We start from the raw sequence: 17,181 nt of genomic DNA on the forward strand, positions 1-17,181 counted from the left end.
CTGTGAGACACGGCGCTGCCATACTTACGATGCCGTAGGTTACGGAACCGTAGGAAGTGGGACACCCGCGGAACTCCGTCACCCCGCCCCTTGCCTGCCCTTCTCCACCACTCGAGGGATGCCGATGACGACCAGCTCCGACGTGCTCGACGAAGACTCGCGGGACGTAGACGCCGCCGGAAAGCCTCTGCCCAGCGCCACCCTCGGTGGCGAGCAGAAGCGCTCGATCGAACAGATCGCCCTGCTCCTCTTCATCATCGTGCCGTTCGCGGCCCTGCTGGCGGCCGTGCCGCTGGCCTGGGGCTGGGGGGTGAGCTGGCTCGACCTGGGCCTGATGGTCTTCTTCTACTACTGGGGCTGCCACGGTGTGACCATCGGATACCACCGTCACTTCACGCACGGCTCGTTCAAGGCCAAGCGCCCGCTGAAGCTCTTCCTCGCCATCATGGGCTCCATGGCCGTCGAGGGCCCGCTGGTCCGCTGGGTGGCCGACCACCGCCGCCACCACAAGTTCTCCGACGCCGAGGGCGACCCGCACTCGCCGTGGCGCTACGGCGAGAGCGTCCCCGCCCTGATCAAGGGCCTCTGGTGGGCCCACATCGGCTGGATGTTCGACGAGGAGCGCACCCCGCAGGACAAGTACGCGCCCGACCTGATCAAGGACCCGGCGCTGCGCGCCATCTCCCGCCAGTTCATCGGCTGGACCATCCTGTCCCTGGCCATCCCGCCGATCGTCGGCGGCCTGGTCACCATGTCCTGGTGGGGCGCCTTCACCGCGTTCTTCTGGGGCTCCCTCGTCCGGGTCGCCCTGCTCCACCACGTGACCTGGTCCATCAACTCCATCTGCCACGCCACCGGCAAGCGCCCCTTCAAGTCCCGGGACCGCTCCGGCAACGTGTGGTGGCTGGCCGTCCTGTCCTGCGGCGAGTCCTGGCACAACCTGCACCACGCCGACCCCACCTCCGCCCGCCACGGCGTGTTCAAGGGGCAGATCGACTCCTCGGCGCGGTTCATCCGCTGGTTCGAGCAGCTCGGCTGGGCCTACGACGTCCGCTGGCCCTCCGAGGAGCGGCTCGCCGCGCGGCGTGATCCCGACGCCCGCCGGTCCCGCCGGGAGCGCGCCACGGCCGACGCGGCATGATTGTCATGTGGTGACCGACTCCAGCAGCTCCAGCGACGACGACCGGACCCGCGACGAGACGCGCGACGGCAAACCGCCGAGGCGCACGCGCCGCACCCGGATGACGGGAGCGGAGCGACGCCAGCAGCTGCTGGAGATCGGACGCACCCTCTTCGCCGCGAAGGGCTTCGAGGGGACCTCCGTGGAGGAGATCGCGGCCAAGGCCGGGGTCTCCAAGCCGGTGGTCTACGAGCACTTCGGCGGCAAGGAAGGGCTCTACGCGGTGGTCGTCGACCGTGAGATGCGGCGGCTGCTCGACATGGTGACCAGCTCACTGACGGCCGGTCACCCGCGGGAGCTGTGCGAACAGGCGGCGTTCGCCCTCCTCGACTACATCGAGGAGTGCACCGACGGCTTCCGCATCCTGGTGCGGGACTCACCGATCCCGCAGTCCACCGGGACCTTCGCCTCGCTGATCTCCGACATCGCGACGCAGGTCGAGGACATCCTCGGGCGGGAGTTCAAGAGCCGGGGGTTCGACCCGAAGCTGGCGCCGCTGTACGCGCAGGCGCTGGTGGGCATGGTCGCCCTCACCGGGCAGTGGTGGCTCGACGTCCGCCGCCCCAAGAAGGCGGAGGTCGCCGCGCACCTCGTCAACCTCGCCTGGCACGGCCTCGACGGCCTCGAGCAGAAGCCGAAGCTGATCGGCCACCGCAAGTCCTGACCCGGGCCCTTCCGGGCCCGTGCCCTCCGCCCGGAAGGGCTGCCGCCGCTCGAGCGCTCAGGTCCCGTGGCTAGGCCGGGGCCACCGCCACGCAGAACAGGCGGCGGAAAGGCAGGACCGTGCCGTACGGGCGGCGCGGGTAGGCATCCCGCAGCCGCGCCCCGTACTCGGCGACGAACGCGTCCCGCGCCTCGGGGTCGCCGGACAGCGCCGCCAGCGCGGGCCGCAGCCCCGTGCCCGACACCCAGTCCAGCACCGCGTCCTCGCCGGGCAGCACGTGCAGGTACGTCGTCTCCCAGACGTCCACCGCGAACCCGAGCCGCGCGAAGAGGTCCAGGTAGACGGCGGGATCGGCGACCGAGTCCGTGCCCCGCAGCACCCCCGCCAGCCGCTCCGCCCATCGCGGGCCCCGCGCCGTCTCCCGCATCAGCGCGTGCGCCGGCGCGTCCAGGTTGTACGGCACCTGGAACGCCAGCACCCCGCCCGGCGGCAACGCGCCCGCCCACCCCGGCAGCGCCTCCACGTGCCCCGGCACCCAGTGCAGCGCCGCGTTGGAGACGATCAGGTCCCACGACCCGCCGGGCTCCCACTCCGTGAGGTCCGCGTGGGCGAACTCCAGCGAGCCCCCGCCCTCCGTCGGACCGGCCAGCGCGGCCGCCCGCTCCAGCATCGCGGGCGAGTTGTCGTACCCGGTGATCCGCGCCCCGGGCCACCTCCCCGCGAGCAGCGCCGCCGTCGTGTTGCCCGGCCCGCAGCCCAGGTCCGCGATCCGCGGCGTGGACCCGGGCAGCCCGGGCACCCGGGCCAGCAGATCGACGAACGGCCGTGCGCGGTCGCCCGCATGACGCAAGTACTGCTCGGCATCCCAGTTCATGACCCCAGTGCACCAGGCGGTTATCTTGACGTCAAGAGAATCGATATCAAGACACTGGACGTCAAGAGACTTCACGTCGACACAACCACTACACTGATCGCATGGAGGACGAGGTCGATCGGCTGGTCGCAGCATGGCGCCGGGAGCGCCCGGACCTCGACGTGGAACCACTCGAAGTGCTCAGCCGGGTCAGCCGGCTCGCCCGCCACCTCGACCGCGCCCGCCGGCTCGCCTTCTCCGAGCACCACCTCGAACCCTGGGAGTTCGACGTGCTCACCGCGCTGCGCCGCGCCGGAGCCCCCTACCAGCTCTCCCCGGGCCAGCTCCTCACCCAGACCCTGGTCACCTCCGGCACGATGACCAACCGCATCGACCGGCTCACCAAGAAGAGCCTCGTCGAACGCCTCCCCGACCCCAGCGACCGCCGCGGCGTCCTCGTCCGCCTCACCGACGAGGGCAAGAACCGCGCCGACCTGGCCCTCGCCGGCCTCCTCGACCAGGAACGCGCCCTGCTGTCCGAGCTCTCCCGCGGCGAACGCGGCGAACTCGCCACCCTGCTACGCCGGCTGACCGCCCCGTTCGACAACATCCCCGGCTAGGTCCACCGGCCCCACCCCGGCCCGGCGCGCCAGCGCCACCGCCGCCAGCGTCGAGTGCACGCCCAGCTTCCCCAGCACGTTCTGCATGTGCGTGCGCACCGTGTGCGGCGACAGGAACAGCCGCTCCGCCACCGCCTTGCGGCCCAGCCCCGCCACCATGCAGCGCAGCACCTCACGCTCACGCGGCGTCAGCGACTCCACCAGCCGCTCGCTCTCCGTCCGGTGCCGCCGCGCCGCGGTCATCTCCCGCAGCACTCCCGTCAGCAGGGCCGGCGGCAGATGCGTCTCGTCCCGCAGCACCCCCCGCACCACCGTCAGCAGCCGCGACAGCGAACAGTCCTTCGCCACCCAGCCCGACGCCCCCGCCTGCAACGCCTGCGCGGCCCGCCGCGGATCGTCCTTCTCCGCCAGCACCACCGTCCGCACGCCCGGATGCGCCGACCGCACCGTCGCCACCAGCGCGATCCCGTCACCCGCCACCAGGCCCGCACCCGCCACCAGGCCCGCACCCTCCGCACCGGCGGCCGCCGGCCCCCCGGAAGCCTGCGACGGCAACGCCAACCGGGCCCCCGCCGAAGAGCCCGAACCCGCACCCGCGGCACCGGACACCCCCGGATGCCCGCCGCCCAGATCCGCGTCGACCAGCAGCACGTCGAAACGCCGCCCCTCCGACCCGGCCCGCTCCAGACATCTCAGCGCCGCCACCGTGCTCCCCGCCGCGGACACGTCCACGTCGGGCTCGGCCGCCAGGGCGGCGGCCAGCGACTCGGCGAAGATGCGGTGGTCGTCGACGACCAGCACCCGAACGCGGACCATACGACCCACCCCGTCCCGTCTGCCTAGTGTGCGGGGGCACGCGCCGCGGCGCCGGCGCCCCGGAACGCGTCCCGGCGCCGGCGCCCATCGGCGATGCCGGCACGACGCCCGGACCGAAACCCAGGCCGCCGGGTCCCGGCGACAGCGAGCCGCACCGGACGACAACGGGCCGGCCGCCGCCGAGCCCCTCGTCCGCACGCCTCTCCGCCCACCGGGTCCGGACGCCGTACCCGGCCGACTCGCCCCCTGAACGGCACCGGCCCCCACCGGTGCTGCTCATCAGAGTACGGGCGGGGACCGGGACGGGAAGCGGATTCGCCGAACCTGGGGGAGCGGGCACGGCACACCGGGGCGCACACCCGCCAGCCGCACCCCCGCAGGAGCGGAAACAGCCGGCCGATCAGGAGTTGTACGCGCTCTGCGCCCGCTCGAGACCCTCCAGGACCAGCGACTCGACCGCGTCGGCCGCCCGGTCCACGAAGAAGTCCAGCTCCTTGCGCTCCACCGACGAGAAGTCCTTCAGCACGAAGTCCGCCACCGGCATCCGCCCCGGCGGCCGTCCGATCCCGAACCGCACCCGGTGATAGTCAGGACCCATCGCCTTCGTCATCGACTTCAGACCGTTGTGCCCGTTGTCACCGCCGCCCAGCTTCAGCCGCAGCGTCCCGTGGTCGATGTCCAGCTCGTCGTGCACCGCCACCACATGCGCCAGCGGCACCTTGTAGAAGTCCCGCAGCGCGTTCACCGGACCACCGGACAGGTTCATGAAGGACATCGGCTTCACCAGCACCACCCGGCGTCCCATCGGCCCCGGAGGCCCCACCCGGCCCTCCACCACCTGGGCCTGCGCCTTGCCGGCCCGCTTGAACCGGCCACCCATCCGCCCGGCCAGCAGATCCGCCACCATGAAGCCGACGTTGTGCCGGTTCATCGCGTACTCCGGCCCCGGATTGCCGAGCCCCACCACCAGCCACGGGGCATTCGCGTCGGTCGACACCACGTCACTCTCCCTGGAAACAGACCCTGGAAACGGGCCCCGGAAACAGACCCTCGAAACGGGCCCCCGAAACAGGCCCTGGAACGGAAACGACACCGGCCGCCGCCCCCGAAGGAGCGGCGGCCGGTGACACGACTACGCGAGAACTCAGCCCTCGTCGACGACGTCGCCCTCGGGAGCGGCGGCCTCCTCGCCGGCCTCCTCCTCGGCCGACTCCTCCGCCTGCGGCGCGACCACGGACAGCACGACGGCCTCCGCGTCACCCGCGAGCGACGAGCCCTTGGGCAGCTCGACGTCCTTCGCCAGGACGCTCGCACCCGCCTCGAGGCCCTCGATGGAGACCACGACGGACTCGGGGATGTGGGTGGCCTCGGCCTCGACCGTCAGCGACGCCTGGACCAGCTCGACCAGACCGGCACCCGGGGCGAGCTCGCCCTCGGTGACGACCGGGATCTCGACGGAGACCTTCTCGCCCCGCTTGACCAGCAGCAGGTCGACGTGCTCCAGGAAGCCACGCAGCGGGTCACGCTGCACCGACTTCGGGATCGCCAGCTCGGTGGCCTTGCCGTCGATCGACAGGGAAATCAGGACGTTCGGCGTACGCAGCGCCAGCAGCAGCTCGTGACCCGGCAGGGACAGGTGCTTCGGCTCGGTGCCGTGGCCGTACAGAACGACCGGAACCTGGTTCGCGCGGCGGATGCGACGGGCCGCACCCTTGCCGAACTCGGTGCGGGTCTCGGCGGAAAGCTTCACCTCGGACATGGCTCACACTCCTCGTAGTGGAACGGGCCGCCGTACACGAGTACGGCGATCGGGATCGGTCACCCGGCCAAAACATCGGCCTGCTACGAAGAGCGCGTCGATAACGGACCGCCGTACACAGAAGTACGGCCTCCCTCGCCGAGCAACTCCCAGAGTCTACTCGGCCAAGGAGGCCGCACAAAAACGATCTAGCGGAGCCCGCTCACGCGGCCCGCCGCTCGCCTCACTGCTCGTCGAACAGGCTCGTCACCGAACCGTCCTGGAACACCTCACGCACCGCGGACGCGATCGTCGGAGCGATCGACAGCACCGTGATCTTGTCCAGCTCCAGCTCACCCGGCGTCGGCAGCGTGTTCGTCAGCACGAACTCGCTCACCCGCGAATTCTTCAGACGGTCCGCCGCCGGACCCGACAGCACACCGTGCGTCGCCGTCACGATCACGTCCGCCGCACCGTGGGCGAACAGCGCGTCCGCCGCGGCGCAGATCGTGCCCGCCGTGTCGATCATGTCGTCGACCAGCACGCACACCCGGTCCTTGACCTCGCCCACGACCTCGTGGACCGTCACCTGGTTCGCCACGTCCTTGTCACGCCGCTTGTGCACGATCGCCAGCGGAGCACCCAGACGGTCGCACCAGCGGTCCGCCACCCGCACCCGGCCGGCGTCCGGCGAGACCACCGTCAGCTTGTCCCGGTCCACCTTCGCGCCCACGTAGTCCGCCAGCAGCGGCAGAGCGAACAGGTGGTCCACCGGACCGTCGAAGAAGCCCTGGATCTGGTCCGTGTGCAGGTCGACCGTCAGGATCCGGTCCGCACCCGCCGTCTTCATCAGGTCCGCGATCAGACGCGCCGAGATCGGCTCACGCCCACGGTGCTTCTTGTCCTGACGGGCATAGCCGTAGAACGGGACGATCACCGTGATCGACCGCGCCGACGCACGCTTCAGCGCGTCGATCATGATCAGCTGCTCCATGACCCACTTGTTGATGGGGGCCGTGTGGCTCTGCATCAGGAAGCAGTCCGCGCCACGCGCCGACTCCTGGTAACGGACGTAGATCTCACCGTTCGCGAAGTCGAACGCCTTGGTCGGGACGACCTCGACGCCCAGCTGGTGCGCCACCTCCTCGGCAAGCTCGGGGTGGGCGCGGCCGGAGAAGAACATCATCTTCTTCTGGCCGGTCGTCTTGATCCCGGTCACAGCACTGTCTCCTCAGAGGTGTGGTCTCGCAGCGGGCGGAGCAGGGGAGAGTGCCGGACGGCGCCTGCCCGCCCGGCTGGGGGGTGGTGCGGTTTCTGCACTTATCACGGTACGCCCGATCAGACGGGCCTGAACACGCTCAGCCTTCGCCGTCCGCCTGCCGGGACGCCTCCTCGGCCGCCTTCGCCGCCGCGCTCCCGGGACGCTTCCGGACCACCCAACCCTCGATATTCCGCTGCTGGGCACGGGCCACGCCCAGCGCACCGGGCGGCACCGGCGTGGTCACCACCGACCCCGCCGCGGTGTACGCGCCGTCCCCGACAGTGACAGGAGCCACAAACATGTTGTCCGCACCGGTACGGCAGTGCGACCCGATCGTTGTGTGGTGCTTCTCCTGGCCGTCGTAGTTCACGAACACACTGGCCGCGCCGATGTTCGTGTGATCACCGATCGTGGCGTCACCGACGTAGGTCAGGTGCGGAACCTTCGTCCCCTCACCGATCTCCGCCTTCTTCGTCTCCACGTACGTACCGATCTTCGACCGCAGACCGAGCCGCGTCCCGGGCCGCAGGTACGCGAACGGACCCACCGAGGCCTCCGGCCCCACGATCGCCCCGTCCGCCACCGTGTTGTCCAGCCGCGCGCCCGGACCCACCTCGGTGTCGTTCAGCCGGCTGTTCGGACCCACCTCGGCGCCCTCGCCGACATGCGTCGAACCCGTCAGCTGCGTGTTCGGGTGCACCAGCGCGTCCTGACCGAACGTCACCGTCACGTCCAGGTACGTCGACGCCGGATCCACCACCGTCACGCCGGACAGCATCGCCTGCTCCAGCAGCCGCTCGTTCAGGATCCGCCGCGCCTCGGAGAGCTGCACCCGGTTGTTGATGCCCGCGATCTCCCGGTGGTCCGCCGCCACACTCGCCCCGACCCGGTGACCGTCCGCGCGCAGGATGCCGAGGACGTCCGTCAGGTACTCCTCGCCCTGGCTGTTGTCCGTGCGCAGCCGGCCCAGCGCGTCCGCGAGCAGCCGGCCGTCGAACGCGAACACGCCCGAGTTGATCTCCCGGATCGCCCGCTGGGCCTGGGAGGCGTCCTTGTGTTCCACGATGCCCGTCACCGCGCCCTGCTCGTCACGGACGATCCGGCCGTAACCCGTCGCGTCCGGGACCTCCGCGGTCAGCACCGTCACCGCGTTGCCGTCGGCGGCGTGCGTCTGCGCCAGCGCGCGCAGCGTCTCGCCGCGCAGCAGCGGGGTGTCGCCGCAGACCACCACCACGGTGCCGTTCTGCTCGCCCAGCTCCGCCAGCGCGATGCGGACGGCGTGACCGGTGCCGTTCTGCTCCTCCTGCACGGCGGTGCGCACGGCGGCGTCGATCTCACCGAGGTGCGCCGTCACCTGCTCGCGGGCGTGGCCGACGACCGCCACCAGGTTCTCCGGCTCCAGCTCCCGGGAGGCCGCGAGCACGTGGCCCACCAGCGACCGGCCGCAGAGGGTGTGCAGAACCTTGGGTGTGGCGGACCGCATGCGGGTGCCCTCACCCGCTGCGAGTACGACGACGGCGGCCGGGCGGATGGCGCTCACGGTGGTGCCCTTCGGCTGTATTACGAGTGGGACCCTCGCAGGATACCGGGGGGTCGGTGACCAGCACATGCGAACGGGCCCCGACCGCGAGCGCGGTCAGGACCCGAAACAAGGTGCTCATGTTCTGCGGCTCCCCCGCAAGGATTCGAACCTTGAACTGCTGGCACCAAAAGCCAGTGTGTTGCCAGTTACACCACGGGGGACAGTCGCCCAGAGCTTACCTGAGAGTGCTCCGCGCCTGCTGCACGATTCCGCTCCATGCGCCCTCGATGCGCCGGTACAGCTCGGCGCCCTGGCGGACGTAGAGGACGAGGCAACCCCGGTAGCTGCTGCCGGTGTTCAGCCGCACCGTCCTGGGGTTGTGCTTCTTGAGCGTCGTCTTGCCGAAGAGTCCGCGGTCGACGCCCACCTGGTCCGCCCAGTACTCCTCGGCGGCACGTACGTCCGCGGTCTCGTGGATCATGACGTGGAACCGCAGGCGCTCCTGCTCCACGCCCAGCAGCCGCAGCCAGGCCAGGAATACGTGCATCACGCCGGGATCGCTGTTGACGAACAGCACGGACTCGCGGCGCGCGTACGGCTTGTCCTTCGCCCCCTCGGCCCAGTAGAGGGCCACCCCGATGAGGAAGAGCTCGCGGTCCGAGAGGGCGCCGATGCTCTCGCGCGCCTCCTGCTTCGTTCTCCGGCGTTCCTCCTCCCGTGCGCGGAGCCGCGGCTCCCAACCGCGTCGGCCGATCTCGGACGCCTCTTCCCGGGTGCGTGTCCGCTCCGGCCTCGGCAGGTCCCTGACCCACAGGGACACGGAGCTCTTGGAGCAGCCGAGCTCGGCCTTGATCTGGTTGTAGGTCCAGCCCTGGGCGCGGAGCTCGCGGGCGCGTGCTCGGAGGTCGTCCTTGGCGCGGGGGCGCTTGGTCCACTCCGGGGGCGGCTCGCCCGCGAGGAGAGGGCGGAGGTCCCAGTTGTTGATGCCTAGTTCCTCGCGGATCTGGCGGGTGCTGAGGCCTCGCCGGCGGAGGGCGACGGCTTGGTTCGGGAGGTCGGGTGGGGGTTCGTGCTGTTCCATGGGTTCACTCTCCGCCTGTCCGGGCGGGTTCGGAACGGTTTCCTGATCGATTCACCAGTTCGAGCGTTTTTTACCTTGAGTTCGATGGCCATGTATCGATATGTCCACTCGCAAACCCGCAGGAACGTCACTGGACTCCTTCCGTAGGCTGGGCGCATGACCACGACGGGGGAAGAGCGAAGGACGGCGGTGGAGCGGGCCGGGCCGGCGGCGGAGGCCGTGGGCGGCCCCGCGGTCGGGGCCGCGGGCGGCTGGTGGCACCGCTGGCGCGCGGTGGTGCTGGACGCCTCGCTGGCGCTGGCGTCGTCCGTGGAGTGCGCGGTCGAGGGCGTGGGCTTCGCCCGGGACGCCGGACTGCCGATGGGCGTGGGCGTGGTGTTCGGCCTGCTGGTGGGCGCGGTGCTCGGGTTCCGCCGCCGGTGGCCGGTGGCGGTGGTGCTGGTCGGCCTCGCGGTCACGCCCGCGCTGATGGGCTTCCTGCTGGCGGTGGTCGGCCTGTACACGGTGGCCTCCTCCGACCTGCCGCGCCGCCTGACGGGTGCGCTGGCCGGGATGTCGCTGACCGGGGTGCTGGTGGTGACGCTGGTGCGCACGAGCCCTGAGGTGGACGGGTGGTTCCAGCTGTTCGCCGCGGTCACCACCGCGCTGGGGCACACCGCGCCGCCCGTGCTGCTGGGCCTGTACGTGGGCGCGCGGCGGCGGCTGATGGAGTCGTTGCGGGAGCGTGCGGACAGTCTGGAGCGGGAGCTGCAGCTGCTGGCCGAGCGGGCCGAGGAGCGGGCGGAGTGGGCGCGGAACGAGGAGCGCCGGCGGATCGCCCGGGAGATGCACGACGTGGTGGCGCACCGGGTGTCGCTGATGGTGGTGCACGCGGCGGCGTTGCAGGCGGTGGCGTTGAAGGACCCGGAGAAGGCGGTGCGGAACGCGGCGCTGGTGGGGGACATGGGCCGGCAGGCGCTGACGGAGCTGCGGGAGATGCTGGGGGTGCTGCGGAGCACGCCGGCGGCGGGCGCGGCGCCGGTGTCGGCCTCGCGGGAGGCGGCGGTGGCGCCGCGGATACCGGAGCAGCGGGGCGGCGTCGGGGACGAGGCGGAGGCCGGGGGTCCCGCGCGGTTGTCGGCGCTGGGTGAGCTGGTGGGGCAGTCGCGGGCGGCGGGGGTGGTCGTGGAGTTCCTGGAGGAGGGGGAGTCGCCGGGGTATCCGCCGGTGGTGGAGCGGACGGCGTTCCGGGTGGTCCAGGAGGCGTTGACCAACGTCCACAAGCACGCGGCGGGGGCGCGGACGCGGGTGCGGGTGGCCCACCGGGAGGGGGAGGTGGCGATGCAGGTGGAGAACGAGCCGGCGGGCGGCGGTCCGGCCGGGGCGGAGCCGGGGCTCCCGTCGGGCGGGAACGGTCTGGTGGGGATGCGGGAGCGGGTGACGTCGCTGGGTGGTGCGTTCGTGGCGGGGCCGACGGACCCGGGCGGGTTCCGGGTCTCCGCGGTGATCCCGGTGCCTCCGGTGGCGGACGCGGCGGCCCTGTCGGAGTGACCCCCGCTTCGCGGGACCGCCGGTGATCCCTGGTGCGGGTGCCCTCGGCGCGGAGCTTCGTCTTGCGGGGCCGAGCGTCGCGCGGGACGACGATACCGGGCGGCTGGTGGCCTGTGGCCGGCTCCAAGGCGTCGGCCATGGCCCCGGCTCCGGCGTCGGAATCCTGGACCGGGACTCTGACCACGGCCCTCGAATCAGGCCCCGGACCCGGACCCGGGACCGGGATCCGGACCCGGACCGGGGCCCCGACCACGGCTCCCGGACCCTGGCGCGCTGCCCTCCGGACCGGGAGCCCTCGGGGCGGCGGGAGCGGCCGAGGGCCGGGTCCGCTGAAGCGGCCGGGCCGTGCCCCCGGACAGCCCGAGGCCCCGCCCGGGGGGTGGGCGGGGCCTCGGGGTCGAGGGGCCGGGAGGCCCGGGAGGGTTACTCGGTGGCGATGGCGTCGAGGACGTTCATGCGGCCCGCCCGGAACGCGGGGATGAGGGCGGCGAGGAGGCCGACCACCGCGGAGCCGGCGAAGACGCCGAGGATGGTGGGCCAGGGGATCTCGAGGACGGTGAGGCCCTCGAGGGCGAGGAGCTGCTGCGCGGAGGCGCCCCAGCCCATGCCGAGCCCGAGTCCGAGCAGCGCGCCGAAGAGGGCGATGACCACCGACTCCAGCCGGATCATCCGTCGCAGCTGGCGGCGGGAGAGGCCGATGGCCCGCATGAGCCCGATCTCGCGGGTGCGCTCGATGACCGACAGGGCCAGGGTGTTGACGACGCCGAGGACGGCGACGATGACCGCGAGGGCGAGCAGCGCGTACACGATGTTGAGCAGCTGCCCGACCTGGTCCTTGAGGATCTCCTTGTAGTCGGTCTGGTCCATGACCTGGTACTGCGGGTAGCCGTCGAGGGCGGTCTTGAGCGCGGTGTAGGCGGCGTCCTCCTTGCCGTCCTCGGCCGTGGCGAAGACCAGGGAGTCGAGCGGCATCTTGTCGGCCGGGATGTGGGCGGCCGCGGTGCCGATGGAGAGGTAGAGGGCGCCCTTGTCGACGGTGACCTCGTCGGTGGTGATGGCGCGGACGGTGAGGGTGGCGGTCTCGCCGCCGGGGAAGTCGACCTTGACCTCGGAGCCGACGGTGAGGTCGTACTTCTCGGCGAAGTCGCCGAAGACGGACATGGAGTCGGGCTTGTAGGCGTCGGCGAGGTCGCCGGCCTCGGTCTCGACGCGGAGGTCCTCGGCGTAGGTGGGGTCGGCGGCGTTGAGCCATTCCTTGGGTGCGACGCGGCCGTCGGGCATGGTGAGTGTGGCGTCGGGGAGCAGCTTGTACTCGGTGACGCGGTCGATGCCTTCGGTGTCGCGGACGGCGTCGACGGCCTGCGGAGTGATCAGCTGGCCGCTGGGCGACTGGATGATGAAGTCGGTGCCGACGGTCTTGTCGAGCTGGTCGGTGGCGGAGGCCACCATGGAGGAGCCGACGACCGAGAGGCAGGCGACGAGCGCGAGCCCGATCATCAGGGCGGCTCCGGTGGCGCCGGTGCGGCGCGGGTTGCGCAGGGCGTTGCGTTCGGCCATGCGGCCGACCGGGCCGAAGAAGCGCAGGATCACGGCGCCCAGCACCCGGACGACTCCGGAGGCGAGGACGGGTCCGACGACGATGAAGCCGACGAGGGTGGTGACGATGCCGAGGCCGAGCCACTGGGAGCCGGTGCCCGCGGAGTCGGCCTGGGTGGTGACGTAGAGGGCGGCTGCTCCGGCGAGGGTGAGGACGGTGCCGAGGACCAGGCGGACGCGGCCGGCGCGGGCGTCGGCGGGCATGCCGGGGTCGCGCAGGGCGGCCATCGGGGACACCTTGGAGGCGCGCCGGGCGGGCAGGTAGGCGGCGACGACGGTGACGACGACGCCGAGGACGACGCCGGCGGCGGGGGTGGTCCAGGCGATGGTGAGGTCGTCGGTGGAGAGGTTCATGCCCATGGCGCCCATGGCTTCCATGAGGAGGACGGCGAGGCCGATGCCGGCTCCGACGCCGAGCGCTGATCCGACGACGCCGAGGATCAGGGCTTCGGCGAGCACGGTGCGGTTCACCTGCTTCCTGGAGGAGCCGATGGCGCGCATCAGGCCGATCTCCCGGGTGCGCTGGGTGACGAGCATGGAGAAGGTGTTGAAGATCAGGAAGACGCCGACCATGGCCGCCAGCAGGGCGAAGCCGAGCATGGCGTACTTCATGACGTCGAGGACTCCGGCGAAGTCGGCGGAGGCGTCGTCGGCCGCTTCGGCGGCGGTGCGGATCTTGTAGTCGCCGCCGGCGGTGCCGGCGAGGGCGGTGCCGAGGGCCTTCTTGACCTGTGTGTCGGTGTGGCCGGCGGCGGTGGTGACGTAGATGTCGGTGAAGACGTCCTTCTCGCCGACGAGGGTCCGCTGGGCGGTGGGGGTGTCGAGGTAGAAGGTGGCGGCGCCGGGGTTGGTGACGAGGAAGGCGGCGATGCCGCTGATCTTCGCGGTGTGGGTGCCGGTGACGTTGATGACGGAGATGCTGTCGCCGAGGGCGAGGCCGTGCTTGTCGGCGGTGTCGGCGTCGACCATGATCTGGTCGGGGCCGCGGGGCGGCGTGCCGTCGGTGATCTTCATGGTGCGGGCGTCGTTGGCGGTCCAGTTGCCGACGATGGTGGGCGCTCCGCCGGTGGGCGAGAGGCTGTCCTTCTCGGCGTCGACGACCGTGACGCCGGTGGACCACACGGCGCCTTCGGCGGTGGCGACGCCGTCTGCCTTCTTGACGTCCTGGAGGACGGCGGCGGGCAGGACGGGTGGTTTGCCGTTGGTGGAGGCGTTCTCGGCGCTGGAGTCGCCGGGGCTGACGGTGACGTCGGCGGAGGTGGTGGCGAAGAGCTTGTCGAAGGTGGTGTTCATGGTGTCGGTGAACACCAGGGTTCCGCAGACGAAGGCCACGGAGAGCAGGACGGCGACGGCGGAGAGGGCCATGCGTCCCTTGTGGGCGAGGAAGCCGCGGAAGGCGTCGCGTGTGGTGCTCATGAGGTGCGCCCCCGGGTGTCGAATGCCTTCATGCGGTCGAGGACGGCTTCGGCGGTGGGGGTGCGCATCTCGTCGACGATGCGGCCGTCGGCGAGGTAGATGACGCGGTCGGCGTAGGACGCGGCGACCGGGTCGTGGGTGACCATGACGATGGTCTGGCCGAAGTCGTCGACGGAGCGGCGCAGGAAGCCGAGGATCTCGGCGCCGGCGCGGGAGTCGAGGTTTCCGGTGGGTTCGTCGCCGAAGATGATCTGTGGCCGGGAGGCGAGGGCGCGGGCGACGGCGACGCGCTGCTGCTGGCCGCCGGAGAGCTGGGTGGGGCGGTGCTTGAGGCGTCCGGCGAGGCCGACGGTGGTGACGACGGTGTCGAGCCACTCCTTGTCGGGCCTGCGGCCGGCGATGTCGAGGGGGAGGGTGATGTTCTCCAGGGCGTTGAGGGTGGGCACGAGGTTGAACGCCTGGAAGACGAAGCCGACCTGGTCGCGGCGGAGCTGGGTGAGCTTCTTGTCCTTGAGGCCGGTGATCTCGGTGTCGTCGAGGAAGATCTGGCCGGAGGTGACGGTGTCGAGTCCGGCGAGGCAGTGCATCAGGGTCGACTTGCCGGAGCCGGAGGGGCCCATGATGGCGGTGAACTCGCCGCGCATCAGGTCGACGTCGATGGTGTCGAGGGCGACGACGCGGGTCTCTCCGGTGCCGTAGGCCTTGACGACCTGCCGCGCCCGCGCGGCGACGGCCGATGTCCTCCCGTTGCCCCCGGACTTGGGGATGGTCACAGCCGAAGTCACGGTGTTTCTCCTTGGGTTGTCTGTGCCGGTGTGTGCCGGTGTCAGGAAATGTCGGGCCCCTCGCGGTGTGCGGCGGGCCGGTGGTGCGTGGTGCGGGTGTCCTGTGCGGCGTCGCCTCGCGGGTCCGGGTGGGTCGTTCGGTCGCCGGGCGCGGTGTCCTGCCGTCGTGTCGAGTCTTCTCGCCGGGCGGGGCGGGCGCGATGGTGCCCGGTGCAGTTCGGGTGGGGGGTAAACCCCACCGCTGCTGGTGCCGTCCGCCTCCCCCTGTGGCGTGTGACCAGGCTAGGGATCGGGGGCCCCGGGGGGCGTCGTCCGGCGGGTGGAGGCGTCCCCGACCGCGCGTACACCCTTCCCCCTAGGGGGTGTTGGTCCCAGGGACGAGCCGTCTCGGGGTTCGGTGCACCTTGGCGTGGGGGATGGGGCCGGTGCGAAGCTGTCCCCGGGCATTTAGATGCATAGGGAAAGGAATCCCGGTGGCCAGGACGGAGACTTCCGCGAAGGAGGCCGGGCAGGCGGCCGTCGCGACGCGGCGCGGCCCGGTGATGGTGGCGCTGATGCTGTCGATGGCGCTGGTGGCTCTGGACTCGACGGTGGTGGCCACGGCGGTGCCGCAGATCGTGGGGGACCTGGGCGGGTTCGCGTACTTCTCGTGGCTGTTCTCGGGCTACCTGCTGGCGGTGACGGTGACCCTGCCGGTGTACGGGAAGCTGTCGGACACCTTCGGCCGCAAGCCGGTGCTGGTGTTCGGGGCGGCGCTGTTCCTGCTGGGCTCGCTGCTGAGCGGGGTGGCCTGGAACATGGGCGCGCTGATCGCCTTCCGGGTGGTGCAGGGGCTGGGCGGCGGCGCGTTGCAGGGCACCGTGCAGACGCTGGCGGCGGACCTCTTCCCGCTGGCGGAGCGGCCGAAGATCCAGGCGCGGCTGTCGACGGTGTGGGCGGTGTCGGCGGTGGCGGGGCCGGGAGTGGGCGGTCTGCTGGCGGCGTACGCGGGGTGGCGGTGGATCTTCCTCGTCAACCTGCCGGTGGGTGCGGTGGCGCTGTGGATGGTGGTGCGGCATCTGCGGGAGTCGCCGCGGGAGCCGGGCGGCGCGGCGGCGCGGGCGCGGATCGACTGGGCGGGCGCCCTGGCGGTCTTCGTGTGCGCGGGCGCCTTGCTGACGGCGCTGGTGCAGGGCGGGGTGGCCTGGCCGTGGCTGTCCGCGCCGTCGCTGGGGCTGTTCGGCGCGGGGCTGGTGCTGGCAGTGGTGGTGGTGCTGGTCGAGCGGCGGGCCGAGGACCCGGTGATCCCGGGCTGGGTGTGGCGGCGGCGGACGATCGCGGCGGTCAACGTGGCGTTCGGCGCGGTGGGGCTGCTGATGGTGGCGCCGACGGTGTTCCTGCCGACGTACGCGCAGGGCGTGCTGGGGCTGGAGCCGGTCGCGGCGGGCTTCGTGCTGTCGGTGTGGACGCTGACCTGGCCGGCGTCGGCGGCGCTGAGCCAGCACGTGTACCGCAGGATCGGTTTCCGCGACACGGCGCTGCTGGGGGTCGGAGTGACCTCGCTGGCGCTGGCGGCGTTCCAGTGGCTGCCGTATCCGGGGGCGGTGTGGCAGCCGGTGCTGCTGATGGCGGTGGTGGGGGCCGGGCTCGGTCTGTTCTCGGCGCCCTTGATGGTGGGGGTCCAGTCGACGGTGGGCTGGTCCGAGCGGGGGACGGTGACGGCCTCGGTGCTGTTCTGCCGGCAGACCGGCCAGACGCTGGGGGCCTCGCTGTTCGGCGCGCTGGCGAACGCGGTGCTGGTGGCCCGGCTCGGCGGCGTGGGCGACCTGGACGCGGTGACGCGGGCGGTGGACTCCGGGGCGCGGGTGCCGGAGGCGACGGGACGGGCCGTGGCGGCGGCGACGCAGGCGGTGTACCTGGGCGCGGCGGTGGCCGCGGGGGTGGCGTTCGTGGCGCTGCTGGTGCTCGCTCCGCGGCGTTTCCCTGTGCGGGCGACCAGCGCGGAGGCCGCCGGGGAGTGAGCCCGCACCGATCCGCGTCCTCACCGGACCTTCACCGCGCGGAACCGCAGCGGGTGCGGCGGGTGGGTCGGTAGCTTGCGTGGGCTTGTCCAACTCCCCTCCCTGCGGCCCTTTTTGGG

14 protein-coding genes and 1 tRNA gene are annotated in these 17,181 nt (G+C 71.8%); 5 read left to right on the forward strand and 10 right to left on the reverse strand.

Features of this window, described 5'->3' with window-relative positions; genetic code table 11:
* Positions 1-124 precede the first annotated feature (124 nt).
* Both ACFRAV_RS03625 and ACFRAV_RS03630 read left to right on the forward strand, forming a co-directional pair.
* Entirely contained in the window at positions 125-1,141 is a 1,017-nt protein-coding gene (locus ACFRAV_RS03625; RefSeq protein WP_382551304.1) for an acyl-CoA desaturase, read from the forward strand.
* Between the two features lie 7 nt (positions 1,142-1,148).
* Positions 1,149-1,844, forward strand: a complete 696-nt coding sequence (locus ACFRAV_RS03630) for a TetR family transcriptional regulator (protein ID WP_382551305.1) — start codon at positions 1,149-1,151, stop codon at positions 1,842-1,844.
* A 70-nt stretch (positions 1,845-1,914) separates the two neighbouring features.
* On the opposite strand, the gene ACFRAV_RS03635 is transcribed toward ACFRAV_RS03630, so the two are convergent.
* Positions 1,915-2,718 (reverse strand): trans-aconitate 2-methyltransferase, encoded by an 804-nt coding sequence (locus ACFRAV_RS03635; protein WP_382551306.1) that lies wholly within the window; start codon positions 2,716-2,718, stop codon positions 1,915-1,917.
* 101 nt (positions 2,719-2,819) lie between these two features.
* Between ACFRAV_RS03635 and ACFRAV_RS03640 the strand changes: the two genes are divergently transcribed.
* Complete coding sequence (locus ACFRAV_RS03640) at positions 2,820-3,317, forward strand: MarR family winged helix-turn-helix transcriptional regulator (RefSeq protein ID WP_382551308.1); 498 nt, start codon at positions 2,820-2,822, stop codon at positions 3,315-3,317.
* Here ACFRAV_RS03640 and ACFRAV_RS03645 read toward each other — a convergent pair.
* The 7 genes from ACFRAV_RS03645 to ACFRAV_RS03675 form a co-directional block, all read right to left on the reverse strand.
* Complete coding sequence (locus ACFRAV_RS03645) at positions 3,276-4,133, reverse strand: LuxR C-terminal-related transcriptional regulator (RefSeq protein WP_382551310.1); 858 nt, start codon at positions 4,131-4,133, stop codon at positions 3,276-3,278. The two genes, ACFRAV_RS03640 and ACFRAV_RS03645, sit on opposite strands and share 42 nt — an antisense overlap.
* A gap of 400 nt (positions 4,134-4,533) precedes the next feature.
* Positions 4,534-5,130 (reverse strand): aminoacyl-tRNA hydrolase, encoded by a 597-nt coding sequence (pth, locus tag ACFRAV_RS03650; protein WP_382551311.1) that lies wholly within the window; start codon positions 5,128-5,130, stop codon positions 4,534-4,536.
* Between the two features lie 147 nt (positions 5,131-5,277).
* Positions 5,278-5,892, reverse strand: a complete 615-nt coding sequence (locus ACFRAV_RS03655; protein ID WP_382551312.1) for a 50S ribosomal protein L25/general stress protein Ctc — start codon at positions 5,890-5,892, stop codon at positions 5,278-5,280.
* Positions 5,893-6,115: 223 nt separating this feature from the next.
* Entirely contained in the window at positions 6,116-7,090 is a 975-nt protein-coding gene (locus ACFRAV_RS03660; protein WP_108951652.1) for a ribose-phosphate diphosphokinase, read from the reverse strand.
* A gap of 139 nt (positions 7,091-7,229) precedes the next feature.
* Entirely contained in the window at positions 7,230-8,672 is a 1,443-nt protein-coding gene (gene glmU, locus ACFRAV_RS03665; protein ID WP_382551314.1) for a bifunctional UDP-N-acetylglucosamine diphosphorylase/glucosamine-1-phosphate N-acetyltransferase GlmU, read from the reverse strand.
* Between the two features lie 130 nt (positions 8,673-8,802).
* A tRNA-Gln gene (locus ACFRAV_RS03670) sits at positions 8,803-8,875 on the reverse strand.
* A gap of 14 nt (positions 8,876-8,889) precedes the next feature.
* Positions 8,890-9,735, reverse strand: a complete 846-nt coding sequence (locus tag ACFRAV_RS03675; RefSeq protein ID WP_382551316.1) for a helix-turn-helix domain-containing protein — start codon at positions 9,733-9,735, stop codon at positions 8,890-8,892.
* A gap of 156 nt (positions 9,736-9,891) precedes the next feature.
* Here ACFRAV_RS03675 and ACFRAV_RS03680 point away from each other — a divergent pair, with 156 nt between their 5' ends.
* Positions 9,892-11,265 (forward strand): sensor histidine kinase, encoded by a 1,374-nt coding sequence (locus ACFRAV_RS03680; RefSeq protein ID WP_382551318.1) that lies wholly within the window; start codon positions 9,892-9,894, stop codon positions 11,263-11,265.
* 423 nt (positions 11,266-11,688) lie between these two features.
* On the opposite strand, the gene ACFRAV_RS03685 is transcribed toward ACFRAV_RS03680, so the two are convergent.
* Both ACFRAV_RS03685 and ACFRAV_RS03690 read right to left on the reverse strand, forming a co-directional pair.
* A complete protein-coding gene (locus ACFRAV_RS03685) occupies positions 11,689-14,277 on the reverse strand; it encodes an ABC transporter permease (protein WP_382551320.1) in 2,589 nt (862 codons plus the stop codon).
* Complete coding sequence (locus tag ACFRAV_RS03690) at positions 14,274-15,062, reverse strand: ABC transporter ATP-binding protein (RefSeq protein ID WP_351113431.1); 789 nt, start codon at positions 15,060-15,062, stop codon at positions 14,274-14,276. Before ACFRAV_RS03690 ends, ACFRAV_RS03685 begins: the two co-directional genes overlap by 4 nt.
* Positions 15,063-15,478: 416 nt before the next feature.
* Here ACFRAV_RS03690 and ACFRAV_RS03695 point away from each other — a divergent pair, with 416 nt between their 5' ends.
* Positions 15,479-17,062 (forward strand): MFS transporter, encoded by a 1,584-nt coding sequence (locus ACFRAV_RS03695; RefSeq protein ID WP_382551323.1) that lies wholly within the window; start codon positions 15,479-15,481, stop codon positions 17,060-17,062.
* Positions 17,063-17,181 lie beyond the last annotated feature (119 nt).

This window comes from Streptomyces sp. NPDC056600 (assembly GCF_042792855.1).
GTDB lineage: Bacteria > Actinomycetota > Actinomycetes > Streptomycetales > Streptomycetaceae > Streptomyces.